This window comes from Hippea sp. KM1 (assembly GCF_000526195.1).
Classification (GTDB): domain Bacteria; phylum Campylobacterota_A; class Desulfurellia; order Desulfurellales; family Hippeaceae; genus Hippea.
This window is the reverse complement of record NZ_JAFP01000001.1, coordinates 188,257-213,471: the sequence shown is the minus strand read 5'-3', so window position 1 is coordinate 213,471 and position 25,215 is coordinate 188,257. Positions and strand designations below refer to the sequence as shown.

The 25,215-nt window shown below is 44.5% G+C and carries 27 protein-coding genes; 4 read left to right on the top strand and 23 right to left on the bottom strand.

The window, feature by feature from the left end:
* Position 1: 1 nt before the first annotated feature.
* Together D891_RS0101115 and D891_RS0101110 are read left to right on the top strand one after the other, a co-directional pair.
* Positions 2-748, top strand: coding sequence for an ABC transporter ATP-binding protein (locus tag D891_RS0101115; protein WP_025209203.1), 747 nt, complete (start codon positions 2-4; stop codon positions 746-748).
* The gene (locus D891_RS0101110) at positions 741-2,159 is read left to right on the top strand and encodes an MlaD family protein (RefSeq protein ID WP_025209202.1); all 1,419 of its coding nucleotides are present in this window, start codon (positions 741-743) and stop codon (positions 2,157-2,159) included. The genes D891_RS0101115 and D891_RS0101110 overlap by 8 nt, the downstream gene beginning before the upstream one ends.
* Here the strand turns inward: D891_RS0101110 and D891_RS0101105 are convergent.
* Together D891_RS0101105 and D891_RS0101100 are read right to left on the bottom strand one after the other, a co-directional pair.
* Positions 2,152-2,904, bottom strand: coding sequence for a menaquinone biosynthetic enzyme MqnA/MqnD family protein (locus D891_RS0101105; RefSeq protein ID WP_025209201.1), 753 nt, complete (start codon positions 2,902-2,904; stop codon positions 2,152-2,154). The two genes, D891_RS0101110 and D891_RS0101105, sit on opposite strands and share 8 nt — an antisense overlap.
* Positions 2,901-3,989: a branched-chain amino acid aminotransferase gene (locus D891_RS0101100; RefSeq protein ID WP_025209200.1), complete on the bottom strand. Its 1,089-nt coding sequence runs from the start codon at positions 3,987-3,989 to the stop codon at positions 2,901-2,903. The genes D891_RS0101105 and D891_RS0101100 overlap by 4 nt, the downstream gene beginning before the upstream one ends.
* A gap of 248 nt (positions 3,990-4,237) precedes the next feature.
* On the opposite strand from D891_RS0101100, the gene D891_RS0101095 reads away from it, so the two are divergent.
* Entirely contained in the window at positions 4,238-4,657 is a 420-nt protein-coding gene (locus D891_RS0101095) for a Fur family transcriptional regulator (RefSeq protein ID WP_025209199.1), read from the top strand.
* On the opposite strand, the gene uvrA is transcribed toward D891_RS0101095, so the two are convergent.
* The 21 genes from uvrA to D891_RS09340 all read right to left on the bottom strand — a co-directional run bounded on the left by uvrA (position 4,646) and on the right by D891_RS09340 (position 24,973).
* A complete protein-coding gene (uvrA, locus tag D891_RS0101090) occupies positions 4,646-7,447 on the bottom strand; it encodes an excinuclease ABC subunit UvrA (RefSeq protein WP_025209198.1) in 2,802 nt (933 codons plus the stop codon). The two genes, D891_RS0101095 and uvrA, sit on opposite strands and share 12 nt — an antisense overlap.
* A gap of 1 nt (position 7,448) precedes the next feature.
* Positions 7,449-8,849 (bottom strand): replicative DNA helicase, encoded by a 1,401-nt coding sequence (gene dnaB / locus D891_RS0101085; RefSeq protein WP_025209197.1) that lies wholly within the window; start codon positions 8,847-8,849, stop codon positions 7,449-7,451.
* Positions 8,836-9,291, bottom strand: a complete 456-nt coding sequence (gene rplI, locus D891_RS0101080) for a 50S ribosomal protein L9 (protein WP_025209196.1) — start codon at positions 9,289-9,291, stop codon at positions 8,836-8,838. Before rplI ends, dnaB begins: the two co-directional genes overlap by 14 nt.
* 11 nt (positions 9,292-9,302) lie before the next feature.
* The gene (rpsR, locus tag D891_RS0101075; RefSeq protein WP_025209195.1) at positions 9,303-9,563 is read right to left on the bottom strand and encodes a 30S ribosomal protein S18; all 261 of its coding nucleotides are present in this window, start codon (positions 9,561-9,563) and stop codon (positions 9,303-9,305) included.
* Between the two features lie 21 nt (positions 9,564-9,584).
* Positions 9,585-9,986: a single-stranded DNA-binding protein gene (locus tag D891_RS0101070; RefSeq protein ID WP_025270775.1), complete on the bottom strand. Its 402-nt coding sequence runs from the start codon at positions 9,984-9,986 to the stop codon at positions 9,585-9,587.
* Positions 9,970-10,305 (bottom strand): 30S ribosomal protein S6, encoded by a 336-nt coding sequence (gene rpsF / locus D891_RS09680; protein ID WP_025209194.1) that lies wholly within the window; start codon positions 10,303-10,305, stop codon positions 9,970-9,972. Before rpsF ends, D891_RS0101070 begins: the two co-directional genes overlap by 17 nt.
* An 82-nt stretch (positions 10,306-10,387) precedes the next feature.
* Positions 10,388-11,113 carry a ComF family protein gene (locus D891_RS09350; RefSeq protein ID WP_156919046.1) on the bottom strand — a complete coding sequence of 242 codons (726 nt, stop codon included), beginning with the start codon at positions 11,111-11,113 and terminating at the stop codon, positions 10,388-10,390.
* The gene (locus D891_RS10015) at positions 11,079-11,423 is read right to left on the bottom strand and encodes a TraR/DksA family transcriptional regulator (protein WP_025209192.1); all 345 of its coding nucleotides are present in this window, start codon (positions 11,421-11,423) and stop codon (positions 11,079-11,081) included. Before D891_RS10015 ends, D891_RS09350 begins: the two co-directional genes overlap by 35 nt.
* A 175-nt stretch (positions 11,424-11,598) precedes the next feature.
* Entirely contained in the window at positions 11,599-12,207 is a 609-nt protein-coding gene (locus D891_RS0101050; protein ID WP_025209191.1) for an MjaI family restriction endonuclease, read from the bottom strand.
* A gap of 9 nt (positions 12,208-12,216) precedes the next feature.
* Entirely contained in the window at positions 12,217-13,449 is a 1,233-nt protein-coding gene (locus D891_RS0101045; protein ID WP_232227873.1) for a DNA methyltransferase, read from the bottom strand.
* Between the two features lie 91 nt (positions 13,450-13,540).
* Positions 13,541-13,894: a thioredoxin family protein gene (locus D891_RS09345; RefSeq protein WP_025209189.1), complete on the bottom strand. Its 354-nt coding sequence runs from the start codon at positions 13,892-13,894 to the stop codon at positions 13,541-13,543.
* 74 nt (positions 13,895-13,968) lie between these two features.
* Positions 13,969-14,685 (bottom strand): ABC transporter ATP-binding protein, encoded by a 717-nt coding sequence (locus D891_RS0101035; protein WP_029951868.1) that lies wholly within the window; start codon positions 14,683-14,685, stop codon positions 13,969-13,971.
* Entirely contained in the window at positions 14,666-15,427 is a 762-nt protein-coding gene (locus D891_RS0101030) for an ABC transporter ATP-binding protein (RefSeq protein ID WP_025209187.1), read from the bottom strand. The genes D891_RS0101035 and D891_RS0101030 overlap by 20 nt, the downstream gene beginning before the upstream one ends.
* Entirely contained in the window at positions 15,394-16,269 is an 876-nt protein-coding gene (locus tag D891_RS0101025; protein WP_025209186.1) for a branched-chain amino acid ABC transporter permease, read from the bottom strand. The genes D891_RS0101030 and D891_RS0101025 overlap by 34 nt, the downstream gene beginning before the upstream one ends.
* Positions 16,266-17,129: a branched-chain amino acid ABC transporter permease gene (locus D891_RS0101020; RefSeq protein WP_025209185.1), complete on the bottom strand. Its 864-nt coding sequence runs from the start codon at positions 17,127-17,129 to the stop codon at positions 16,266-16,268. Before D891_RS0101020 ends, D891_RS0101025 begins: the two co-directional genes overlap by 4 nt.
* Positions 17,107-18,357 carry an imidazolonepropionase gene (hutI, locus tag D891_RS0101015; RefSeq protein ID WP_025209184.1) on the bottom strand — a complete coding sequence of 417 codons (1,251 nt, stop codon included), beginning with the start codon at positions 18,355-18,357 and terminating at the stop codon, positions 17,107-17,109. The genes D891_RS0101020 and hutI overlap by 23 nt, the downstream gene beginning before the upstream one ends.
* Position 18,358: 1 nt before the next feature.
* Positions 18,359-20,359: a urocanate hydratase gene (locus tag D891_RS0101010; protein WP_025209183.1), complete on the bottom strand. Its 2,001-nt coding sequence runs from the start codon at positions 20,357-20,359 to the stop codon at positions 18,359-18,361.
* Between the two features lie 47 nt (positions 20,360-20,406).
* The gene (locus D891_RS0101005) at positions 20,407-21,549 is read right to left on the bottom strand and encodes an ABC transporter substrate-binding protein (RefSeq protein ID WP_025209182.1); all 1,143 of its coding nucleotides are present in this window, start codon (positions 21,547-21,549) and stop codon (positions 20,407-20,409) included.
* A 9-nt stretch (positions 21,550-21,558) separates the two neighbouring features.
* Positions 21,559-22,500 carry a formimidoylglutamase gene (gene hutG / locus D891_RS0101000; protein ID WP_025209181.1) on the bottom strand — a complete coding sequence of 314 codons (942 nt, stop codon included), beginning with the start codon at positions 22,498-22,500 and terminating at the stop codon, positions 21,559-21,561.
* 8 nt (positions 22,501-22,508) lie between these two features.
* Positions 22,509-24,059, bottom strand: a complete 1,551-nt coding sequence (gene hutH / locus D891_RS0100995) for a histidine ammonia-lyase (protein WP_025209180.1) — start codon at positions 24,057-24,059, stop codon at positions 22,509-22,511.
* 2 nt (positions 24,060-24,061) lie between these two features.
* Entirely contained in the window at positions 24,062-24,973 is a 912-nt protein-coding gene (locus D891_RS09340) for a MarR family winged helix-turn-helix transcriptional regulator (RefSeq protein ID WP_025209179.1), read from the bottom strand.
* 120 nt (positions 24,974-25,093) lie between these two features.
* On the opposite strand from D891_RS09340, the gene lptM reads away from it, so the two are divergent.
* Positions 25,094-25,207, top strand: a complete 114-nt coding sequence (gene lptM / locus D891_RS10085; RefSeq protein ID WP_442905277.1) for an LPS translocon maturation chaperone LptM — start codon at positions 25,094-25,096, stop codon at positions 25,205-25,207.
* Positions 25,208-25,215 lie beyond the last annotated feature (8 nt).

The window sequence follows — 25,215 nt, the reverse complement described above, 5'->3', positions numbered from 1 at the left end:
TATGATAAGGGCTGAGAATCTGACAAAGAGCTTTGGCACCCAACGGGTGCTTGATGGCCTAAACCTGACCATAGAGAGGGGCAAGATAACGGTTATCATAGGCAAAAGCGGAGCAGGCAAAAGCGTGCTTTTAAAACACCTGATAGGGCTTTTAAGGCCCGATGAAGGCAAAATCATGTTTGAGGATAAAGATATAACAAAACTATCCGAAAGGGAATTAAAGGCTGTCAGGTTGAATTTCGGTGTCCTGTTTCAGGATGCGGCACTGTTTGATTCCTTAAATGTTTTTGAAAATGTTGCTTTTCCCGTTATTGAGCATAAACTTATAAGGGGAAAGAAGCAGTTAAAAGAGGCTGTAAAGGAGACATTGAGGCTGGTAAATTTAGAAAACATAGAGCATAAGATACCATCTGAACTATCTGGAGGTATGAGAAAGAGGGTGGGGCTTGCAAGGGCTATCATAACCAAACCCAAGGTCATATTCTTCGATGAGCCCACAACAGGCCTGGACCCCATCACATCCATGGCGATAGCAAAACTGATAAAGCAGATGCAGCAGAAACTATCGACCACCTGTTTTATAATCAGCCACGACCTCTCTTTAACATTCAAGATAGCCGACAGGATAGGCTTTCTGCATGAGGGTAAAATTATGGAATTTGGAGACAAACAAACGATCATAAACTCAAAAAACCCCGTGGTAAGGGAATTTCTGGAAAGTTATTTCACAGGAGAAGAAGATGGGTAATAGAAAAGCAGAGGTTATTGTTGGTCTGTTTATATTGTTGGTTTTGGGTGTTCTGACTTGGCTTACAACACAGATGGGCAAACTAAACCTAAACAAGAAACCCACATACACCATCTATGCAACCTTCAGGGATGTATCGGGTCTGGATCTAAACACCAAGGTCAAGGTGGCGGGCGTTGATGTCGGATACATAAAAAACATAGGGCTAAAGGACGGCAAGGCCGTCGTGGTCTTAAGTATTTACAAGCAATACAAAATACCCAAAGACTCAATAGCCATAATAAAGAGCAAGAGTCTATTGGGTGAGAAATACCTGCAGATAAAATTCGGAAACTCCAGTCAATACCTATCAAACGGCGATTACATAGCAAGCACTGTATCACCAACAGATTTAGGGACGCTCATTACAAACATAAACAAGGTATTCAACAACCAGAACAGGCAAAACATCGCCGAAGCATTAAAAGAAATCAGGGTCTTATCACAGCATCTAAACGAATTGGTCGATGAGAATAGAAACGCCATAAAATCGGCCATAGATAACTTCAACACATCGATGGAGACCTTAGCCCAGATATTGAAGGAAAACAGGCAGGATGTAAGGCTGGCTATAGAGAATGCAAAACAGGCGATGAACAAGCTCAACGAGACGCTTGAGAATGTTTACCTCTTAAGCGCCAACCTAAGGCAGGGCAAGGGCAGTTTGGGCAAGCTACTTGTGGATGATGACCTATATAACAACATAGACAACGCCTCACGATACATAGAAAGCATCACCAAAAAGATAGACAGCGGCAAGGGCACCCTGGGCAAACTCGTAAACGATGAGGATGTTTACAATAACCTCAACGACACACTCAAAAGCATAAAGACATACCTAACAAGGGGCGACCAGATAGCCCTGAATATATACGCAGCCAACGAGGCAAATTTCAGGGATTCATACAGCAAGGGTTATGTGTATGCAGACATATACACAATGCCGGATAAGTTTTACAGGGTGGGTGTCGTGTCTGAGAAGGATTACAAAAACACAACAGACCCATCCCACGACGACACAAAAGCCAGATTTATCGCAATGATCGGAAAGCGCTATTACAACATCGTTTTAAGGGGCGGCATAATGGAATCCACCTTCGGATTTGGGGCGGATTACTACATGTTAAACGATCAGCTCAAGGCAAGCTTAGATGTCTTTGACTTCAACCATACAAACGACATAAGGGACAAAAGGGCCCATCTGAAACTCCAGCTAACATACAGGCTCTTAAGGCACTTTGACCTATTTGGAGGGGTTGATGAGATACTCAACTCCAAAACCCGTTCGGCCTTTGCGGGTATCGGCGTTGAGTTTTCAAGCGACGATGCCAAATACCTCATATCGAAGGCACCATCCATATCGCCTAAATAAACTCAAGGGGGCGGTTGTTTGATATAGCCCCGCAGCGATAGGCATAATCAAAAAAAACCTCTATGGCTTTCCTCTTCTCCTGTGTCAAATCATAGGATAGGTTTGATGTTAGGTATTCAAAGCATCCCTTCTCATCAATGAGGTGAGAAAACTCAGAGCAGATGGTTTTTGTTAGCTTTTTGCCCACCTCCTTGGACAGATAGAACTTTTCCTTGATTTTATCATCTAACTCTTTGTTTGTGATCCACACGGCAAAGACAAACGGCAACTGGGTAAAATCAAACCATTCCACAGCCAGATCCAAAACACCCTCCTGGGTGTTTTTTAACCTTTCTAATGCCCTATCACCGATCACCAACTCACAGTCGGCATCACCGTCATAGACATAATCCACGCTTAGGTTGTATTTAAACCTAAAAAGCACCTTTATTAGAGCGACTGAGGTTTTGGAGTTTCTATCAAGCTTAACACGCCTTATCCGGTTTATCGGTTTCTTTAAAAACATAACAACGCTTTTGACCCGTTTATCTGTCGATATACAGCCATCGGATAGTATTCTATATTTTTCGGAGTTTACATATTCCACAACAGACACATTGCTTATATCGACGGCTCCACTAAACAGAAGCCGAGCGCACTGGCTCGGCACCGCAGATATAAATTCAAAATCGTTTTCTATGATACCCTTCTTTAGGGCATAATAGAGGGGAACGGCGTTTAGGAATTCAACTAAGGCTACCTTCATACCCTTCTTGGAACCTTCTTAAGCCATCCTTGCGGGGCTTCTATCTTGCCGGTTTGGATACCTGTATAGTATTCGTATATCCTCTTTGTGTAGTTACCAACCTCGTTATTGCCCACGATTATCGATGTGCCATCCTCAAATACATACTCACCAACAGGCGAAACAACAGCCGCCGTTCCAAATCCGCCCGCCTCAACTATAGCACCGCTCTTTACACCCTCAACAAACTCATCTATTCTAACCCTTTCCTGCTTCACATCTATGCCCATTCTGCCAGAGAGTTCCATAACGCTCTCAGAGGTTATGGAGCGCAAGATCGTGTCGGTAAACTCGGGTATAACGACCGTGCCGTCTGATGTTATGTGGAAATGGTTCATGGCACCCGCTTCTTCTATATACTCGTTGTTTACATCCAAATACAGCACCTGACTTGCACCAAACCTCTTTGCAAACTCACCCGCCTGAAGGCTTGCGGCATAGTTGCCAGCAGCCTTAGCAGAGCCTGTGCCCCCGGGGGCGGCCCTGTGGAATCTCTTTGTTATCAAAAGTTTTATGGGTTTTGTAAAGCCCTGAGGATAATACGGTCCGCTTGGTGAGAGCATAACCATGAACTTATAGCTTACCGAAGGATGAACACCCAAGGAATCCTGTGTGGCAAAGATAAAAGGCCTTATATAGAGGGATGCACCCTCCTGCTTTGGAAACCACAACCTATCCACATCTATCAAGGCCTCTATGGCCTCTATCTGTATATCCTCATCTATCTTCGGTATGCAGAGTATCTCGGCCGATCTATTCATGCGCCTGGCGTTTTTATCTATTCTAAAGGTGTATATCTCGCCATCCTCATGCTGAAAGGCCTTTGCCCCCTCAAATATGGCCTGTCCATAGTGCAAAACAATTGCACCGGGTGGCAGCTCTACAGGGCCATACGGCACTATCCTGGGATTTTTCCACTCACCATCCTCATAGTCCATCACAAACATGTGGTCTGTCCTTAGAAGGCCAAACGGCAGGGGCTTATCTGGCACAAACTCCTCTGTTCTCCGTTGGCTTTTTGGTTTCAATTGATAATCTATCTCCATCCTCCACCTCCATTACAAATTTCTCCTATAATAGGATTTATGTGGAAAAAGTCAAAATAAAGAAAGTACCCCTTGGGATGTGGGAAGGTAAAATCCCAAGGGGCACCGAAGGTGGGCAAATGTGAGACATTGGATTGCAGCTCTATTATATAAAAATGGCATTACCAGTCAAGAATAAAAAATATTACTTGACAATCGCCTGAAAAGTGCTATTATGCATTTTGAATAAAATAAGGGGGGTTATAGTGATGATTAATGTTAGAGACTTGTTAAATAATACGGATTTAAAGGCAACACCCCAAAGGCTGGCAATCTTGGAGGAGATCCACAAGGCAGGCCATATCGATTTAGAAACCATTTACAGAAATATCAGTGAGAGATTCCCCTCTGTTTCTTTAGCAACGGTTTATAAAAACATACACACATTGCGGGATAAGGGCATAATAAAGGAATTGGCCATCAAGGGAGCCAAACCAAAATACGAGATAGCCGCCCAGAAACCGCACCACCACCTCATATGCAAGGTCTGCGGAGAGGTGATAGATGTGGAGATCGATACGAGCTTTCTAAAAGACCAGCTAAAGGATTTAAAGGATTTTGAGATATCGAATTGCGATATATACTGCTACGGCGTATGTAGCAAGTGTAAAAACAAGTCAGATTCCTAAGGCTTTTTTCAGATAATAGGCCGTATAGGTATTAAAGTTTTTGGCAACCTCAACAGGACTGCCCCAGGCGACTATTCTGCCGCCTTTATCGGCACTATCCGGACCTACATCGAGGATATAGTCTGCACTTTTCAAGATGTCGATGTTATGCTCTATAACAACGACACTGTTGCCCTCATCGACCAATCTCCTTAAGACCTCTATGAGTTTTTTGACATCGTCCATATGCAAACCAATTGATGGTTCATCCAACAGATACAGCGTATGTCCCGTCGGTGGTATGATTAAATTCTTGGCTATCTTTATCCTTTGGGCCTCACCGCCAGAAAGCGTTGTGGCCGGCTGACCAAGCTGAAGATAACCCAGGCCCACATCCCTTAAGATCGAGAGTTTTCTTTTTATTTTGGGGACATTCTCGAAGAACTCATACGCCTGATTTATTGTCATCTCCAGCACATCGTAAATGCTTCTGCCCTTATATTTCACATTGAGGGTCGCCTCGTTATAACGCCTCTCTCCACACACATCGCACTTGACATAGACATCGGGCAAAAACTGCATCTCTATCCTTATATACCCCTCACCCTTGCATTTTTCGCACCTTCCACCCTTGATATTGAAACTGAACCTTGAGGCTGTAAAACCCTGAATCCTGGCATCCTCCGTCTGGGCAAATAGCTCCCTTATATCGGTAAACACCGATGTATATGTGGCAGGATTACTCCGTGGCGTTCTGCCTATGGGTGATTGGTCGATCTTTATTATCTTATCGATGCGCTCAAGCCCATCTATACCCCTGCAAACATCGCTCTTTAGCCCCATCTTCGCCCTTGAGGCGTATTCATAGAAACAGTCAAAGATAAGCGAGCTCTTACCAGAGCCCGAAACACCGCTGACACACACAAATACACCAAGCGGCAGATCAACATCGATACCCTTTAGGTTGTGTATATTCGCCCCCTTTATCCTTAAAAAATGGAGCGGTTTTTTATAGTTCTTTCTGGGCTCTATGGTTAGTTTTCCGCTTAAATATTTACCCGTCAGGGATTTCTCGTTCTGCTTTATCTCATCCACACTGCCAGATGCAACAACCTCGCCCCCGAGCCTGCCGCTTGCAGGCCCCATATCGATCACATAGTCGGCAGATTCAATAATAGCAGGGTCATGCTCAACCACCACGACCGTATTGTCGTTATCCTTCAGGTGCTTAAGCGTCTCTATGAGTCTAAATGTATCCCTTGGGTGTAAACCTATTGAAGGCTCATCCAGCACATAGGTAATCCCGCTTAAGCTGCTGCCGGCCTGTGTGGCGAGTCGGATGCGTTGTGCTTCACCGCCAGAAAGCGTGGAGGCAGCCCTATTCAAAGAAAGATAATCCAAACCGACATCCATCAAAAACCTCAATCTAACCTCTATCTCAGATAGAACCCTTTTTGATATTTCAAGCTGCATGGGTGTCAGATGCTCTCTTAGCCCAACAAAGAAGCTATATGCCTCGGAGACCTTAAGCCTGCTAACATCCATAATGTTCTTGCCCATAATCCTAACAGACAGACTCTCTTTATTAAGCCTATCCCCCTTGCAGACAGGGCATACAACCTCCTGCATCAGGGATGTTATCTCGCTTTTTACCTTTGAGCTTTCGGTCTGGTTAAACTGCTCAAGCAATAGATTTATAACCCCTCTAAACTCCCTCCTTACGGTCTTGCCCGATGCAATCTCAAACTCCACAACCTCGTTGGATTTACCGAACAGCACGATATCCTGATGTTGCCTGGGCAGCTCCTCAAAGGGTGTGTATATGTCTATGCCAAACTGCCTGCAGGCCTCTATAAGAAACCTCTGATAGAAGTAATACTTAGGCCTCCTCCACAGCTTAACCACACCCTCCCTGATAGAGAGCGATTTATCCGGCATAACTTTATCCAGATCAAGCTGATGCTTCACACCCAAACCATAGCATTCAGGGCATGCACCCAAGGGGGAGTTAAAGGAAAAGCTCTGGGGTGTTATGGGCTTGTAATTTATGCCACAATAAGGGCAGGAGAAATGCTCAGAAAACAACTCAACATCTTCTGTTTCTATATCCTTAACGGTAAGGATACCACCCCCTATCTTTAGGGCAAGCTCCACAGCCTCTGCTATCCTGCCCCTTGAGCCTTCCCTCACCTTTATCCTGTCAACGACAAGATAGATGTCGTGTTTTTTGTTTTTATCAAGCTCTATATCCTCCTCAAGCAGTCTCTCAACCCCATCAACTAAAACCCTAACAAAACCGTCTTTTCTGAATCGCTCAAACTCGGCCTTAAAAGTCCCCTTTTTATTAATGGCAACAGGGGCAAGGATCAAAAGCTTCTTGCCGATTTTTGAGGCTATCTCATCGACTATCGTTTGTAGGTCTTGCTTTGTAATTCTTCTGCCGCACGAATAGCAATAGGCCTCACCCACATGGGCAAACAGCAACCTCATATAGTCGTAAATCTCTGTTATCGTTCCGACGGTGGAGCGAGGATTAACAGAGATACTCTTCTGGTCTATGCTTATGGCTGGCGATAAGCCCTCTATGCTTTCAACATCGGGTTTTTCTATCTTTTCTAAGAACTGCCTCGCATAGGCGCTTAAGGATTCCAAATACCTCCGCTGACTCTCCGCATATAAAACATCGAAGGCCAGTGTGGATTTGCCGCTGCCTGAGGGGCCTGTTATGACGGTTATTTTGGATTTCGGTATATCGACATCTATACCCTTAAGGTTATGAACCCTGGCTTTGCGTATCTTGATAAATTTCATTTTAGAGTTCGGAGTGTTCTTCGAAGTCTAAATCTTCCTCTGCTTTTTCGCTGTATGAATCGGAGGCGTAATAATCCTCATTATCCTGCAGATTTCTAAAGGCGGCCAACTTGCCTTCAAATTGCAGCTTAATCGTTCCCTGTGGTCCGTTTCTGTGCTTTGCTATTATTATCTCGGCTTTGCCCTTGTCGGGCGAGTTTTTATTGTAAACCTCATCCCTATAGATGAATATAACAAGATCGGCATCCTGCTCAATAGAACCCGACTCCCTCAAATCTGCAGGCGTCGGCCTTTTATCCTCCCTGCTTTCAACAGCCCTGTTGAGCTGGGAGAGCGCTATAACGGGTATCTCAAGCTCCTTGGCCAAAATCTTTAAAGACCTCGAGATCTCAGAAATCTGCTGCGTCCTGTTGGTGATCTGGCTCTGACCCTCTATAAGCTGAAGATAGTCCACAATAAGCAGGTCTATATTCTTCTCCATCTTCATCTTCCTGGCCTTGGTGCGTATGTCTATAGAGCTTAAAAGGGACGAATCATCCATGTAAATCCTTGCATACTTTAGCCTATCAAGCGTCTTTACGACCCTATCCCACTCGTCATTCTCAAAGAAACCCGTTCTTAGTTTACCCATCTCAACCCTGGACATGGACGAGATCATCCTCAAAAGGAGCTGTCTGACGGACATTTCCAACGAAAAGATGCCGACGCTTTTTTGGTAATCCAATGCAGCATTGAGGGCTATGCTCAAAGCAAACGATGTCTTACCCATGCCGGGGCGTCCTGCAACGATTATCAAATCGCCCTCTTGAAAGCCGTTTGTCATTTTATCTAAATCTATAAAACCGCTGGGGATACCCGTTATAATGCTCTTCCTTTCCTTTAGCCTTGAAAGGAACTCAAGCATATCCTCGGATGCCTCTTCGCTGGACTTATACTTGGTGGAGCGGTTGCTTACCACCTCAAACAGCCTCTTTTCTGCTATATTCAATACATCCTCAATATCCTCAGGCTCTTCATAGCACATCGTTGCAATCTCTGTGGACATGGAGATCAACTGCCTCAAAACCGACTTCTTCTTGATAATATTGGCATAGTATTCCGTATTCGCAGGAGCAGGAAGAAACTCCGTAATGCTGGTTATATAGGATGGGCCAACCTTATCTAAAAGCCCCTTTTCCTTTATGGCATTGGAAACCGTAACAAAGTCGAAGGGGACGCCGTTTGCGTAAAGCTCCTTTAAAACCCTGAAAATTATAGAATTCTTCCCATCAAAGAAATCGTCTTCACTTATTATCTCTATTACATCGGTAAATTTGGAATTATCCAGAAAGAGAGAGCACAGCAGTGCCCTCTCTGCCTCTATGGATTGAGGGTAGGCTCTTACGGCATTACTGCTCTTCATTTAGAGGAACGACTTTGACCTTAACGGTCGCCTTAATATCCCTATAGATGGCTATCTCAACCTGGTGCGTCCCCACTTCCTTTATGCCATCCTTGGGCAACCTTATGCTCTTTTTATCAAACTCAGCCTTATCCTTCAGCTGCTCGTATATCTCATTGGCCGTAACAGAACCAAAGAGCTTGCCCTTCTCTCCTGCCCTTGCTGCAACCTCTATCTCAAGACCATCCAGCGCTTCTTTCACCCTGTTTGCCTGCTCGATCTTCTTTTCAATCTTTCTAAGGATAGCCCTTCTTTTCTCCTCAACAAGCTTTAGATTGCTTTTGGTTGCAGCCAAAGCCAGACCCTTGGGTATTAGGTAATTCTTGGCATAACCGTCTTTTACGGTCTTTATATCGCCTGCATAGCCCAATTTATCCACATCTTCAAGGAGCACTATCTTCATTGCATCCCCCTTTAGCCTTTGAGTTTTCTGCTAATAGTAAACGGCATCAAAGCCATAACCCTTGCCCTCTTGATGGCCTTGGTCAACATCCTCTGGTGCTTGGCGCATGTTGCCGTGGTCTTTCTTCCTATGATTTTATACCTCTCCGTCACATACCTCGATAGCGTATCCACATCCTTGTAATCGATCTCCTCTATCTTGTTAGAGCAGAAATGGCAAACCTTCTTTTTTGGGTATCTGAAGTATCTCTTTTTCTTCTTGTTATCCGTCATCTTAAAAACCTCCAATCAACATTAAAATGGTATATCCTCATCCTCAGCAGGCATATCAACAGGAACCTGCTGGGAGCTATCTGCTCTATCCTTAAAGGACAAAAATTGAAAATTATTAAGAACTACTTCGTGTTTTGACCTCTTGTTGCCGTTTGGGTCTTCCCAGGTTCTATAACGCAATCTCCCCTCAATATAAACCAGCGACCCTTTTTTAAGGTATTCTGCTATTGTCTCTGCTTGCCTGCCAAAGGCCACCACATCCACAAAAAGGGTCTCTGTTTTCCTGTTGCCCTGCTCATCCTTACCTATCGGCGTATTTACGGCAATGCCGAAGCTTGCAACCCCCAAACCTGCAGGCGTATATCTCAATTCAGGATCCCTGGTCAGATTGCCTATGAGCATTATTTTATTCAGATTTGCCATCGTCTTCCTTCTTCTGATATGCCTTGATATCCTTCTTTAACATGTAAGTCGTTAAAAACCTCAAGACATCCTCTTTGATCCTTAAATACTCCTCGATCTTTTTGGGAACCTCGGCCTCTGATCTGTAATGAACCAGGATGTAATAACCCTGCTTGAACTTCTTGATGGGATAGGCCAAATTCCTCTTCTGCCACACCTCGTTCTTCAGAATCTCTCCGCCCTCGGCCTCGATCCTCTCCTTAACACCGTTAATAAAGGCCTTCAACTCATCCTCACCCATCGTGGGCCGAACGATGTAAAGCAACTCGTAATACCTCATCCACAACCTCCTTTTGGACTTTTGGCCTCCTGCTAAAAAGCAGAAAGCAAGGATATAGCCTTGTTATGATATACAAAAACAGCTAAAAATCAACATCTTTTAAACCGGGTGTTGACGATAAACAAAAGAAATTGCTTTTAACATTACAGGATAACAACAGCCTGGCTATCTCGTTGATCGTTGACCCCGTGGTAAAGACATCATCCACTATAACCACACGCCTATATGAGGGCGTTTTTGTTAAACCGAATGCCCCTTTAAGGTTAACCTCCCTCTCTTTGGCCGACAAACCGACCTGATGCTTGGTTCTTTTAAGCTTCCTCAAAAGGTAATAATCAACCTTTATGCCTGTGATATCAGAGAGCGCCCTGGCGATAAATACGGCTTGGTTAAAACCCCTCTTGAGGATATCCCTTCTGTGCATAGGCACAGCAAGCAAGCAATCAACACCATCAAATATGCCGCTTTGGATAATCTCTTTTTTGAAATGATAAAGCAACTCCGCCAGACGGTAATACCCCTTAAATTTTAGAAGTTCTATAACCCTCTTTACATTCTCATCTTTATAGTTAAAAAGGGAAAAACCCCTAACAAAAAACCGCTTCTTGGATAGGCAAACAGAACAGACCGCCCCCTTTGCACCTATGGGGCGTGAACAGACCTTACACCTGTTAAAATCGCTTCTTAGGCTGCATAGACAGTCATTGCAAACCAAACCGGTCGTTCTTGCCCCGCACAACAGGCATTTAGGGGCAAATACAATGTCCAGACAGCTATTTACCAGACTCGATAATCTTCCTGCAAGCAATGCAATACTTGGCCGTGGGCTTGGCCTTCATTCTCTCTATTTCTATCTCCTTGCCGCACCTTTTGCAGATGCCGTATGTGCCCTTCTCTATATCATACAAAGATTCTTCTATCTCAATGAGATGCTTTCTATCCTTCTCTATCAGATCATAGATAACCTGGCGGGAGTAAACAGCAGAAGAAAAATCCCCCTCATCGCCCTTTAGTTGAATAGAGTTGACCCTTTCAAGGTTCTCTTTGATTCTTGAGCTTATCTCCTTTTTCAGGCTCAACAGTCTGTCTTTCAATTCCTCCATTGTTGCCTTATCCATATCTTTCCTCCACTAAAAAACTGTAAGAGAATGAACAATATTTTATCTGATTTGTCAAGTGATTTTTATGCAGAAGACCAGATGCTTATTAAGGGAAGCTTATTTTAAAAATGAACTGAAAAGTTAGGTAAAAATAACCTTCAGCAAAAAACTTTATTCTAACCAAACAATTCACTCAGGGGGTTTTGAGCAGCTTGCCTTCCAATTCAGCTGGGATTGAGACTTTTAAGCCGTTTTTCTGTTTTTCGTAATAGATGATATCTATATCTATTTTTTCTGCCAGCATCTCTTTGTGTTTGTATGTGATAGGCTTTAAGCTTACAGGAACATTCCCGATATAACCATCAATGCCCTTTTTCTCATCTTTGGGCATTGAAGGCCTATAATTCAAACCAAACTCCCTGGCAACCCTCTTTAATACAGCCTCCTGAAACCTCAGCCCTATAAAGGTTTTAACAACTACTAAATCTTTAACCCATTTTTTGATCATATCTTCATCAATCCGATCAATTGTTTCCTTAAAACTATCGAGCATCTTCAAAATTTTCTTTGTCGCTTCGTTTATGGAATCCGGATATCTCTCTAAATACCATTCTTCCCATTCCTGAAGCGTTTTTCCTGGGAATTCTTTTATAAGCTCACTCACCTGCCCAACGACTTTGGGCCTTGTTGCTTGAGCATTCTGGTTGGCCAAATTAAGTATCTGGGTCGCATACTTGGGAAATTCTATGTCCTCTATCTCCAACAACCTGCGTATTTCCTCAATCTCTATCTTAAGCTCCATGACTGCTCTCTACCGTGCAACCCCTGTCTCCCCAAAGGAAACACCCATATCACGGTTGCTTTCTAATTTCAAAAATCTCTCCTTCAAATCAAAGTCTAAATCTCTATCTATAGCAGCTAACCCTGCCTTGATCAGATGAGCATTAATAAATATCTTATTCTTGAGATACACATAAGCGCTTACAAGATCACCTTCAGCTATATACCCCTCATCGAACTTAAGATACACCTTTTTTTTCAATACATACTGTCTTAAATAACTTAAAGCCTCATCCAAATTTACTATTATAACCCCCCTTAGTTTTACAACAAGCCCTGTATCCAATTTCAATCTTCCATCTTTTAAAACATCGATTACTTGATACAATTTATCTTTACCAAACTTTAATTTACCCGGCTCAATTACGGGTTTTGCATCTTTTATCCTCGGCCTATAATCTACATCTTTTAGAATTATTGGATTACCCCTTTTGATAACTTCAATCCTCTTCTCAAATATAGATGCATCCTTCACTCTTAATTTTTTTTCTATAGTCTTTAAAAAATCCTTATTTATCTCATAGCCTATGGCATTCCTGCCTAATTCTAACGCCACCCTTGCCGTTGTTCCGCTTCCCAAAAAAGGATCAAGAACCGTTTCGCCAACAAAACTAAACATTTTTATCAACCGTTTAGGCAACTCATCTGGAAACATTGCTTGATGACCTACCTGTCTTGCCCCTCCAAAATACCAATGTCCAGAAAAATACTCCTTCCACTCCTCTTTGCTAAGCTTAGAGTCCTCTTTAATCTCTTTTGAGACCTTTTTACTTTTCCCGGGCTTCTTAAACACAAGTATATGTTCATAATCTATCTCTATCATACCGTTGGGAGGATAGGGATATGAACCCATAACATTCGCCCCGCCTGTCGTATTCATAGTGGTTTTCTTCTGCCACATGATAGAACCCATATAATCAAACCCAATGTCTTCGCACTGGGCAATTATCTCTGCATGGAGGGGTATAATTTTATATCTTCCGTAAACTATGGATCTTGCAAATTGATCTCCTATATTGACAATCAATCGCCTGCCTGGCTCCAACACCCTGTATGATTCTATCCAGACCCTATACAGATCTTTAAGGTACTCATGAAGGGTCTGTCCATATCCAATCTGATTGTTAACACCGTAATCCTTTATTGACCAATAAGGCGGTGATGTAATTATTAAATTTACGGATTGATCCTCTATCTCTATCATTCTGCGACTATCGCCTATTATTATCTTGACCCAATTTCTCATGTCCATTATCTATTTGTATACCATTCCATCCAACAAATCAACCACCCACCTATTCCTTGGCTATACCCAACATCCTTTTTATCTTTCTTATAAACTCCCCTGCCTTTAGGAGTTCCTCAAGTTCAAGCTCAATAGCTCTCTTTGATACTGCGCCCGTCTCCTTGCCCACAACCTCTTTGCCGTTCATAAAATAGGTCAAGGGTGTTGACATTATGTTATATCTTGTGGCAATCTCAGGATTTGAGGAGACATTTAAAACATAAAACTCTATTCCCTTATCTGAATAATCCTTCTCAACTTGCTTCATTAGCTTTTCCATCTGTCTGCAATACGGGCAGTGGTTGCTAACAAACATCAACACATATTTTCCCTTTGTTTCTGGCAATTCCTTTATGCTCTTCATAAAAAACCCTCCCAAAGATCAATTCCGCCACTATTAGCAATACCAAATTTATAGTAAATTTTACAGGATAATCTTTACATGCCTAAATAGGCCTTCTTTATGAGCGGGTCGTTTAGAATACCGTCTCTGTCTGTCTCCTTCAAAATACTCCCAAGCTCCAATATGTAAACCCTATCTGCAACCTCCGAGGCCTTATGGGCATTCTGCTCAGAAAGCAAAATGGTTAACCCTTCTTTATGCAATCTATCTATAACATCAAAAACTATATCAACAAGCTTGGGCATCAAACCCAAAGAAACCTCATCCACCATAAGCAACTTAGGCTCGCCCATCAAGGCCCTTGCCATTGCAAGCATCTGCCTTTCCCCACCAGAAAGGGTGCCTGCGGCCTGATTCAGCCTCTCTTTAAGCCTGGGGAATATCTCATAAACCCTCTTTAGCCTCTGCTTTATCAAATTCTTATCCTTCTCCTTATAAGCACCAAGCAAAAGGTTGCCATAAACACTAATCGAGGGAAAAACCCTCGCACCCTCTGGAACAAAGGATATACCCATCCTTGCTATTGCATGCGTGGCAAGGCCGTCTATCCTGTTGCCCAAAAACACAATCTCGCCTTCCTGTCTTTTTACAAAGCCCATGATGGACTTAAGAAGCGTGCTTTTGCCTGCACCATTTGCGCCGACTATAGCCACACATTCCCCCTTTTTAACCTCGATGGAAACGCCATCTAACGCCTTTATCTTGCCATAACTAACACAAAGATCCCTTATGCTAAGAATACTTCCTTCCAAGGTATGCCTCTATCACCTCTTTGTTATTAACAACATCAACAGGAGAACCCTCGGCAATCTTCTTGCCGTGGTTAATCACCATAACCCTTTTACACAGCTCCATAACTATGGGCATATTGTGCTCTATTATAATGATGCTCAAACCATCCCTATTTAAATCCACAACCAACCCTTTAAGCTCATCTATCTCTGAAAAACTCAACCCCGAAAACGACTCATCAAGCAGGATAACCGATGGATTTAAGGCCAATGCCCTTGCTATCTCAAGTCTCCTTTGAAATCCCAACGGAAGTTGAGAGGCAGGCCTATCCCTAAACTCAATCAGTCCGGTTCTTGAAAGGATTTCATCAACCCTTTCTATATTGCGCCTCTTTCTCCACCCCTGAAACATCAAAAGCGCATTGTCATAAAATTTAACACCGCATGCCACAGCCACATTCTCAAGAACCGTTAAGCTCCTAAAGGGTCTTACAACCTGAAAAGTCCTTCCGATGCCTAACCTTGCAAGCCTGTGGGGACTAAAAGAGGTTATGTCATTCCCTTTGAAAAAGATCCTCCCTTCGGAGGGTTTCAAAACCCCGCTGATTATGTTAAATAGCGTGGTCTTGCCGGCACCGTTGGGCCCAACTATACCGAATATCTCACCCTCTCTTACCGAAAAGTCTATACCGTCCAGCGCCCTTAGGCCGCCGAATTGTTTGGTTATGTTTAGGCCTTTGAGAATCTCCTTATAATCCCCCATACAATTCCCCTCTTGCCGAAAAAGCCATCCGGCTGAAACCTCATCATAAACACAAGCAACAAGCCGTAAAGCAGCATTCTGTAATCATGAATAAATCTGAAAACCTCAGGCAGTATAACCAACAAAATCGAACCGAATATAGGCCCTATGATCGTCGCCTCACCGCCAACCATAACCATGGCAAGTATTGTCACAGATACAGGGAAAGAAAAATCGGCAGCCGATATAAAGCTCATAAAACTCGCATACAAAACGCCGCTAACACCGGCTATAGCAGAACCAATGGCAAAGGATAGAAGCTTAAACCTAATCGGCGACACGGAGCTTACGCTTGCTGCAAGTTCATCATCCTTGATGGCAAAGCTTGCAAGCCCAGCCCATGAACGCTTAAACCCGTAACTGATGGCTATGGTAATAGCAACAAAGCCATACACTATCGACATAAAGGCGAAATTCGAGATCATCTCTCCCCTAAATGTGGGAAACGGTATTCCACCTATGCCCATAGCACCGCCGAAATAGTCAAAGCTATTGAATATACCCTGAACTATGAAGTTTATGCCTATTGTGGTAATGGCAAGGAAATCCTCACTAACCCTCAAGCTGGGAAGCCCCAAAAACACACCCACAAGCGTGGTTATGACAACGGCAAGAACAGCGCTTCCTGCAAAGCCAAGACCGTATTTGGTTGTCAATATAGCAAAGCTGTATGCCCCTATTGCCCAGAAAGCCGCATGTCCCAGCGATATCTGACCTGCATAACCCACAATGATGTTCAAACTCAAGGCAAGAATCATGTATATGCCAACCGTTATAGCAAGCGTTATCAGATAACCACTCATCTTTTAAAAATCCCCACTATTCCAGAAGGCTTTATGAGAAGCATAACCACCATAAAGATAAAAGCCAGCGAATCCCTCGGCAGGGGCACATTAAAAACACCGATAGAGATGGTCTCTAACAACCCTATAATCAGCGCGGCAAAGAAAGCACCCCAGATATTGCTCATACCACCCACAACAATAATGGCGAGCGATTTGTATGCCGGCACATCGCCCATCGATGGATAGACGGAGTTAAAGTAAGCACCAACAAGCAAACCGGCAAGGCCTGCAAAGGCAGAAGAGAAGGCAAAGGCAAGCATTATCATCCACCTTGAGTCTATAGAAACGCTCTCTGCCATCTCTATATCCTCAGAAACGGCTTTTAATGCCAAACCAAGACGGGTTTTTTCGGTCATAAACCATATAAAGAGTATAGACGCCACACTAACCAAAAGCACAACGGCCTGAGAATTGCTCACAACCAGGCCGCCTAAATGATGCTCACCAGAAAACATAGCAGAGGGGAAGGACTTTATATACGGTCCAAAGATCAGCCTAATCCCCTCCTCTATGCTGATAAACACACCTATACTTGCTATCAGGGATATAATCGGAGAATGGTTAAGCAGCGGTGTATAGACAAGCTCCTCTATCAAGACACCCACAACCGCCCCTGTTGCCATAGAAGCCAAAGCAGCAATCATAAAGCTATGGGTAAGCATAAACACATAAAGCCCCGCATAGGCACCAACCACATAAACACCTGCGTGCGCCACATGGATAATGCGCAAGATGCCATACACAAGGGCAAGCCCTATGGCTATTAAGGCATACACGCCGCCTATGGTAAGCCCGTTAACAATCTGCTGAAAAAACACGCTCTCCCCTCTTATAAACCGAATGAACGGGATTCACGCCCACATGATACGGTATGAAAAGATAGCTATTCTCCTTCAACAACACAAAATCGGCCTGTTTGCCTACCTCAAGCGAGCCAACCTGTTTCTCCCTTCCAAGCACATAAGCGCTATTCAGGGTTGATGCGACTATAGCCTCCCTCGGCGTAAGACCCATGCCAAGCACGGCCAGACCAATAGCAAAGGGCATGGACTCAGAATAAGAACTGCCCGGGTTAAAATCGGTGGCTAAAGCCACACCGACGCCGCTATCGATAAGCCTTCTTGCATCAGCAAACCCTTCTTTTAAGCTAAAGGCCGTTATGGGCAGAAGCGTTGCCATCGTGCCAGACCGTCTTAAGGCCTCTATACCGCTTTCTGTTATCTTTAGCAGGTGGTCGCATGAGGAGAGTTTTGTTTTTAACGAAAGCTCGCTGCATCCGATTGATGCTATCTCATCGGCATGTATTTTGGCCTTAAGCGAGTGTTTTAAGCCCGCCTCAATTATCCTTAAGGTCTCTTCGGGTGAATAAACCCCCTCCTCACAGAAGACATCGACAAACTCAGCCAGTTTATGCTCTGCAACAAAAGGTATCATCTTGTTAATCACAAGCTCCACATACTCATCTTTCTTATCCTTAAACTCCTGCGGTATTGCATGAGCCCCAATGAATGTTGCAACTATATCCATAGGGGTCTCCCTCTTTGCAAGCTCTATGGCCTTTAGCATCTTTATCTCGTTCTCAAAATCCAGACCATAGCCGCTTTTTACCTCAAGCGTCGTCGTCCCATACTCAAAGAATGTTCTAATCCTCTTTTTCAGCTCATCTTTAAGCTGCTCAACAGTTGCAGACCTGAGTCTCTTTACGGTATTTAGTATTCCACCCCCAGCCTTTAGTATCTCCATATAGCTTTTGCCAGACAGCCTCATGTCAAACTCTTTTTCCCTTGTTCCAACAAACAGAGCATGGGTGTGGGGGTCAACAAAACCGGGCAATACTGCCTTAAAGCTTGCATCCACTATGCTTTTTGCATCCCTGTGCTTTTTCAATAAATCATCCGTTTTGCCCATATCAACAATAATTCCATCTTTAACGGCTATGGCGCCGTCCTCGATATGGGCAAGCTCATCCATCCTCTTTAAGGTCTTTGGTTTACCATCATCTATGGGAGTAAAGATATTCCCCCTTATAAGCAGAAGGTCAACCATTTTACCTTTTCAACCTCTCTTTTACTATATCGTTTATAAGTTCATCGTCGGCCTCCTGTGGCAATGTTATGGCGCCGTTCTTTGTTGCATTCCACTCAGCCGACACCTCTATCGCATGGGGATTCCTTGCCCAGGCCCTCCTTGAGACACCGACCATGACATCCCAGTCAAGAGCCCTTTCTATAATCCTATCCACACGCTCAGAACCGTCCAAAACAAGCCCAAAGCCGCCGTTTATAGCCTTGCCTATACCCACACCGCCACCGTTTGAAAGCACCACCATGCTCATACCACGCGCAGCATTGCCTGCAAAGCAGTGAACAGCCATATCGGCCATGATGTTGCTGCCATCCTTGATGTTTGCCGTCTCCCTGAACGGAGAATCGGTGCCGCCTGTGTCGTGGTGATCCCTTCCAAGCATCACAGGGCCTATCTCGCCCTTCCTTATCATCTCGTTGAATTTAAGCGCTATCTTTACACGGGTCGGTGCATCGGCATAGAGAATCCTTGCCTCAGTCCCCACAACGAGCTTGTTCTGCTCGGCATTGACAATCCAATGGTGATTGTCTCTATCCTGCATCCTCCTTGTCGGGTCTATGATCTCTGCTGCTGCCTTGTCGGTCTTTATCAAGTCCTCATGCCTGTGGGATAGGCAAACCCACCTGAAAGGCCCATAACCGTAGTCAAAGTAAAGCGGCCCCATGATGTCCTCAACATACGATGGGAAGATGAAGCCCTCATCGGTTGTTTCACCGTTTTTAGCCACCTCTTTAACCCCCGCATCGTAGACGGCCTTTAGGAAGCTATTGCCGTAATCCCAGAAGTAGCCACCCCTAGCGTGGAGTATCTTTATCAGTTCAAAGTGCTTCCTTAAGGACTTGTTCACATACTCAACAAACAGTTCGTGGTTCTCCTTAATCATCCTGCGTGCCTCATCCAGGCTCAAACCCTGAGGAATGTATCCACCATCGTATGGCACATGGCATGATGTCTGATCGCTTATAAGCTCGGGCTTTATGTTGTTTTCAACCATGTACTCAAGCAGATCCACCACATTGCCGTGATAGGCAATCGAGACGGGTTTTTTGGCCTCTAAATACTCACCCGCTATATCAAAAGCATCTTTCAAGCTATCCGTAACCTTGCTCACCCATCCCTGGTTTTTTCTGGTCTCTATCCTTGAATAGTCCACCTCGGCTATTATTCCAACGCCGCCTGCAATCTCTATCGCCTTGGCCTGTGCGCCACTCATACCGCCAAGACCTGAGCTTACAAACAGATGCCCCCTCAAGTCCTGATCCCATGGAACACCCAAAAACAGCCTCGCGGCGTTCAAAATCGTAATGTATGTGCCGTGAACTATGCCCTGAGGGCCTATATACATCCAGCCTCCTGCTGTCATCTGACCGTAATTTGCAACACCAAGCTGTGCGGCTATATGCCAACCATCGGGGTTGTCGAACATACCGACCATCATGGAGTTTGTGTTTATCACCCTTGGCGCTTCCTTGTGAGAGGGAAAAAGACCCAACGGATGGCCGCTCATCACAACAAGCGTCTGATCGTCCCTCATAACCTGTAGGTATTTCTTAACCAGATTATACTGCATCCAGTTTTGAAACACCTGACCGGTCTCGCCATAGGTGACAAGCTCATAAGGATACAGCGCAATATCAAAATCAAGATTGTTATCTATCATAACCTGAAAAGCCTTGCCTTCCAGTGTATTGCCTTCATATTCATCAATGGGCTTTCCCCAAATCCTGCCGTAAGGCCTGTATCTGTATCCGTAAATCCTCCCTCTTGTTATCAACTCATCCAAAAACTCACCTGCTATCTTATCGTGCAGATGCTTCGGTATATACCTCAATGCGTTTTTTAAGGCCAGCTTTGTCTGATACTCGTTCAGATTGTAAAGCCTTGCAGGTGCCCTCCTTATGCCCTCAACAAACTCAGGGTATTCCGGTAATTCATCGGGCAGTGAAACCTTGAAAATCTCCATCGCATCCTCCTCTTTTACTTTCAAAGAGGGGGCAAGCCCCCCTCGCTTTAAGGTGTTATTACATCTTCTTTATCGACAACACCGAAATAGGTAAACTTGCCATTTTCAACCTTCTGCAGAACAACGGGCTTTATGACCTCACCCTTGGCTGTAAAACCGTGTATGTTGCCCGTAACGCCGTTGAAGTCCTTTATCGAGGCAAGAGCCTTCCTGATTTTGGCCGAGTCTGTGCTGCCTGCCCTCTTTATAGCCTCAGCAAGGATATAGACAGCATCAAAGCTCGATGCACCAACCATATCCGGCTCCATTTTAAACTGCTTTCTATACTGGCTTATAAACCATTTTACGATAGGCCTTTTCGAATCCCTGTTTAGGTCTGTTGTAATGATTGTTCCATCTGCTGAGCTTCCTGCGATCTTTAAGAACATCGGCGAGTCAAATCCCTCCTGACCAAAGAGCTGTGCTTTAATACCCAACTGCTTTGCCTGCTTAACGGTTAAAGCGCCTTCGGAGTAATAACCCGTGCAGTATATAAGGTCTGGGTTTAGTTCTTTGATCTTTGTCAAATAAGGCGTCATATCCTTCTCGCCCAAGGCAAAGCTCAAGTTTGCAACGATCTTGGCTCCGTTTTTCTTTGCCTCATTGACAAAACCCTCAGAAAGGGCCTTGCCGAAATCGTTATCCATTGTCAAAACGGCAATCCTTTTGGCATGCAACATCGTCGTTGCCACATAACCGCCAGCTCTGCCTTCCACTTTGGCCAAAAAACCCACCCTGAAGACATAGTTGCCGGCCTTTGTTATGTCTGGATGGGTGGCATAAGCAACGACAAAGGGAATCCTGAAGCGCTGATAGATCGGCGCTGCAGCCCTTGTTGGGGTGGAGTATGAACCGCTAACCACACCCACAACCCTATCCTGCTGTATGAGCTTTCTTGCTATAGCCACAGCTTGCTGGGAGCTCACACCATCATCGTAAACAACCAATTTGACCTTCTTGCCCAAGATACCGCCGTTTGAGTTGATCTTCTGAACTGCAAGCATAGCCCCGTGTTTGGCTGAAGCTCCATCAGCTGCAGCAAATCCCGTCAAAGGCGCAAAGAAGCCTATCTTTATAACGCCCCCCGCAAAAGAAACGGCAGATGTTAAAAATACCAAAACAACCCCCAAAACAAACCCCTTCAGCCTCATGGCCACCTCCTAAACCTTAAAAAAATCGTTAGAGACAACCCCATCCACCAACCTGAACACTATGTATGCTGCAAGCTTTGATGTTGCATTATCCCTATCTAAAACGGGCGAAACCTCAGCTATATCGAAGCTAACGACCTTACCGCTTTTTAAAACAACATAGAACAGGGACAGAAACTCATCAACAAACAAACCAAAGGGCGTTGGCGCACTGACGCCTGGTGCTATACTCTGCGCAAAGACATCGCTGCAGATGGTCAAATGGACATGCTTTTTATCCTTCAAAAAATCGCTCAACTGCTTAATAGCCGCCTTCGAGTTGAACCTTATCATGTCTATATCGATCCAGCTAACCCCCAAGGCCTTTGCCCTCTCAAATAGCTCTATGGTATTTGCAGCCCTCTGTATGCCCACACACATATAGTCAAACCTAAACCCATCCCTGCTATAGAGCCTCTCAAGCTGCCTAAACGGTGTTCCGCTTGTTGCCACATTCTCTTCCCTTAAATCAAAATGGGCATCAAAGTTCACAACAGCCACAGGCTCACCCAAACCGTCATAGACCCCCTTAACACTGCCAAAGGCAACCTCATGGCCACCACCCAAAACTATAGGAAATAGTCCTTTTTTTACTATCTCTGCTATAGCAGATGAGAGCCTTTCTTGTGCATCTTCCAAATTACCCTCTACCTCAATATCACCAACATCATACAGGGCAACATTGCCGAAATGCCATGCAAGCGAGGATAACTGACCCCTTATGGCAGAAGGCCCCTCTTTTGCCCCAACCCTGCCCTTGTTCCTCCTTACGCCCTCATCGCTTGCAAAACCAACGATGCAAAAACCCCTGCCTCTGCTTATCTGTTCTATATCATCCACAACCCTTACAACCTGATGCCACCTCAACTGCTCCCTCTTTTGACCATCAACCCTTCCGGTCCAACTGCTCATAGCCCACCTCAATAGATAGAAAACTCATCCCTCAAAAGGCTGTTTAGCCTTAGATTGCTGTTTACCTTTTCTATAAAATCGCCCTCTTCTATAAGCCTGTGCACCTGGTTTATATCCATTGAGAAAACCCTATCCTCTTTGGCAAAGCTAACCCTCTCCCTTACAACATCATGCACATACTCAACAAGCGGGGTCGACTTTAGCGGTCTTCTAAATTCAAGCGCCTGGGATGCAAGCAACAGCTCAACGGCCAATATATAACCCAAATTATCCAAAACGGCATTAAACTTCCTTGCTGCAATCGAGCCCATGCTCACATGGTCTTCCTGGCCCAACGATGTGGGAATGCTATCTGCACTTGCAGGAAACGACAGGCCCTTATTCTCGCTTGCCAATGCGGCAGTCAAGTATTGAGTTATCATGAAACCCGAATTTATGCCGACATCCTTTAGCAACATCTTAGGCACATCATCATCGCCAGAAAGCAGAAGATAGACCCTTCTGTCTGATATATTACCCATCTCACTTGCGGCTAAAGTGGCATAATCAAGGGGCAGGGCAACAGGTTCACCGTGAAAATTACCCCCGCTTATGACGGTATCCCTATCGATAATAACCGGATTGTCGGTAACGGAGTTCAACTCAACATCAAGCGTCCTTTTAAGCTGCAGGAAGGCCTCCCTTGCTGCACCGTGCACCTGGGGGATACACCTAAAGGAATAGGGATCCTGAACCTTATTACAATTTGCATGGGATCTCACGATCTCAGAATCCTCAAGCAAGAGCCTAACCCTATCTGCAACATACCTGCACCCATCATAAGGCCTTAAATCGTGCAATCTATAATCAAACGGCTTTATTGATGATTTGGTTGCCTCAATGGAAACGGCCGAGATAATATCGGCAGCATCTAAGTATCTTGCAAACCTATAGGCGCCAAAGGTGGCAAAGGCAGAAATAAACTGCGTGCCGTTAATGAGTGCAAGCCCCTCCTTGGGATGAAGCTTCAACGGCTTCAACCCATACTCCTTTAAAACATCTAAAGCCTGCCTTTTTTTACCCCTATAGAAAACCTCACCCAGGCCAATCAAGGGCAAAAACAGATGGGCAAGGGGTGCTAAATCACCGCTTGCACCAACAGAGCCCTTCTCAGGCACAACCGGTATCACATCGTTTTCAATATGCCAGATAATCCGCTCAACGGTATCTAAAGAAACACCAGAATAACCCAAAGCCAGCGAATGAACCTTTATAATCATCATGAGCTTTGCAATTATGGGTTCAACGGGGCTGCCTATGCCGCATGCATGGCTCTTTAGGAGGTTATATTGAAGCCTGGTTGTATCCTCCTTTGAGATAACCGTTCTGCAGAGAACACCGAAGCCTGTGTTTATACCATAAACCGCCTCATCCCTCTTTAGGATCTCACCTATCGCATTAAACCCCTTGATGATATTGGCTTTGGCCTTTTCATTTAGACTGCCCTTTATCCTCCCTTTTGCTATATCGACAGCAATGCCTATAGTAAGCCTATCTATACCGTAAGCAAAGACATCCATGCTCAACCCCTCTCAAAAATGGCCAGCCTTCTGTTGACATCGGGTCTTTCCTGTATAGAAACCCTCAAAAAGCCGTTCTGCTTTAGAATGTTTATTATCAGCGGCTTATCTGCATCAAAATAAACCCTGGCCTTATTCAGTTCGTACTGCTCAACAAAACGCAAAAACAACTCAGCAGCAATCCTGTTATCCACATCGTCTCTATCGCATACAAAAACTAAGTTTTTATCCTTATTGGTCAGCCCTAAAACACAGGCAACAACCTCTCTATCCTTTAAGGCAAACAACAACTTAGCGCCCTTTAATATGCCCTTAAAATCGTTGACAAAGCTCTCCTCAATGCAGCCGAAGTTAAACATCCAATCAAAAAACAGCCTCTTAAGCTGAAGATAAAACTCGCCTCTATAACCCCAAACGACGCTATAATCGGTGTTATTCAACTCCTCCAAAACCCTCTGGCTTAAGCTCTTTTTCTGACAGGCCAGCTCAAACTCCTCCAAAGCCTCAAGCATATACCTGCTGTTGTCTCCCTCATTGAGTATCTCCCTCATCTTGGCCCTTATAAGCTTCCACAAGGGCTTAACCTCAGATAGAAGCTTAAAGGCCTCCTCGGTAAGCTCAACCACCTTGATCCTCTTATCCCCCTTCTGGGAGCCCACCCTAACAAGCCCCTTGCCTTCAAGGGTGGATATGGTCTGGCTTATGGCGGATTGGGTTAAATCCAGCTGCTGGGCTATCTGGCTTATGGTGGTCTTGCCGTGCCTATCCAAAATATAGAATATGGCAAACCAGGACGGCTCAAAGGGTATGTTCTGCGATTTATAGATCAGGGCAACCTCGTTAAAGAACCTATCACTGAGCCTTTTAAACCTGCTGCCCAATATAAGCTCTTTGGCCTGAAGGTAAACCGACATACTTAAGCCCTTAATTAAGTTCTTAAACTTTTTTACAAAAAATCCCCGTCCCTGTCAAGCAAAAACCCAAAATAATGGCGAAACCTTGATTTTAGTTCGTCTTTTTTATAGGATTGAGCCATGAAAAGGTTGGCTATCTTTATTGTGATGTGTCTGACGGTCCTTGCCCTTTCAAGCTGCGGGCATAAGACAGATATAGTGCCGCCAGATGCCAAAACCCACATAACATTTTGAGGAGTCAT

Coding starts and splice junctions, on each gene's coding strand:
- D891_RS0101105 (WP_025209201.1), bottom strand. CDS start 2,904: ATGAAGGTAGCCTTAGTTGAATTCCTAAACGCCGTTCCCCTCTATTAT.
- D891_RS0101070 (WP_025270775.1), bottom strand. CDS start 9,986: ATGGCAAATCTGAATAAAATAATGCTCATAGGCAATCTGACCAGGGAT.
- uvrA (WP_025209198.1), bottom strand. CDS start 7,447: ATGAAATTTATCAAGATACGCAAAGCCAGGGTTCATAACCTTAAGGGT.
- dnaB (WP_025209197.1), bottom strand. CDS start 8,849: ATGAAGAGCAGTAATGCCGTAAGAGCCTACCCTCAATCCATAGAGGCA.
- D891_RS10015 (WP_025209192.1), bottom strand. CDS start 11,423: ATGGATAAGGCAACAATGGAGGAATTGAAAGACAGACTGTTGAGCCTG.
- D891_RS0101030 (WP_025209187.1), bottom strand. CDS start 15,427: ATGGGGGATTATAAGGAGATTCTCAAAGGCCTAAACATAACCAAACAA.
- rpsR (WP_025209195.1), bottom strand. CDS start 9,563: ATGACGGATAACAAGAAGAAAAAGAGATACTTCAGATACCCAAAAAAG.
- rpsF (WP_025209194.1), bottom strand. CDS start 10,305: ATGAGGTATTACGAGTTGCTTTACATCGTTCGGCCCACGATGGGTGAG.
- D891_RS0101050 (WP_025209191.1), bottom strand. CDS start 12,207: ATGGAGCTTAAGATAGAGATTGAGGAAATACGCAGGTTGTTGGAGATA.
- D891_RS0101010 (WP_025209183.1), bottom strand. CDS start 20,359: ATGGAGATTTTCAAGGTTTCACTGCCCGATGAATTACCGGAATACCCT.
- D891_RS0101115 (WP_025209203.1), top strand. CDS start 2: ATGATAAGGGCTGAGAATCTGACAAAGAGCTTTGGCACCCAACGGGTG.
- hutH (WP_025209180.1), bottom strand. CDS start 24,059: ATGGATGTCTTTGCTTACGGTATAGATAGGCTTACTATAGGCATTGCT.
- lptM (WP_442905277.1), top strand. CDS start 25,094: ATGAAAAGGTTGGCTATCTTTATTGTGATGTGTCTGACGGTCCTTGCC.
- D891_RS09340 (WP_025209179.1), bottom strand. CDS start 24,973: ATGTCGGTTTACCTTCAGGCCAAAGAGCTTATATTGGGCAGCAGGTTT.
- D891_RS0101110 (WP_025209202.1), top strand. CDS start 741: ATGGGTAATAGAAAAGCAGAGGTTATTGTTGGTCTGTTTATATTGTTG.
- D891_RS0101095 (WP_025209199.1), top strand. CDS start 4,238: ATGATTAATGTTAGAGACTTGTTAAATAATACGGATTTAAAGGCAACA.
- D891_RS0101025 (WP_025209186.1), bottom strand. CDS start 16,269: ATGAGTGGTTATCTGATAACGCTTGCTATAACGGTTGGCATATACATG.
- D891_RS0101100 (WP_025209200.1), bottom strand. CDS start 3,989: ATGGAGATAGATTATCAATTGAAACCAAAAAGCCAACGGAGAACAGAG.
- D891_RS0101005 (WP_025209182.1), bottom strand. CDS start 21,549: ATGAGGCTGAAGGGGTTTGTTTTGGGGGTTGTTTTGGTATTTTTAACA.
- hutI (WP_025209184.1), bottom strand. CDS start 18,357: ATGGTTGACCTTCTGCTTATAAGGGGGAATATCTTTACTCCCATAGAT.
- D891_RS09345 (WP_025209189.1), bottom strand. CDS start 13,894: ATGAAGAGCATAAAGGAATTGCCAGAAACAAAGGGAAAATATGTGTTG.
- D891_RS0101045 (WP_232227873.1), bottom strand. CDS start 13,449: ATGATAGAGATAGAGGATCAATCCGTAAATTTAATAATTACATCACCG.
- rplI (WP_025209196.1), bottom strand. CDS start 9,291: ATGAAGATAGTGCTCCTTGAAGATGTGGATAAATTGGGCTATGCAGGC.
- hutG (WP_025209181.1), bottom strand. CDS start 22,500: ATGAGCAGTTGGACCGGAAGGGTTGATGGTCAAAAGAGGGAGCAGTTG.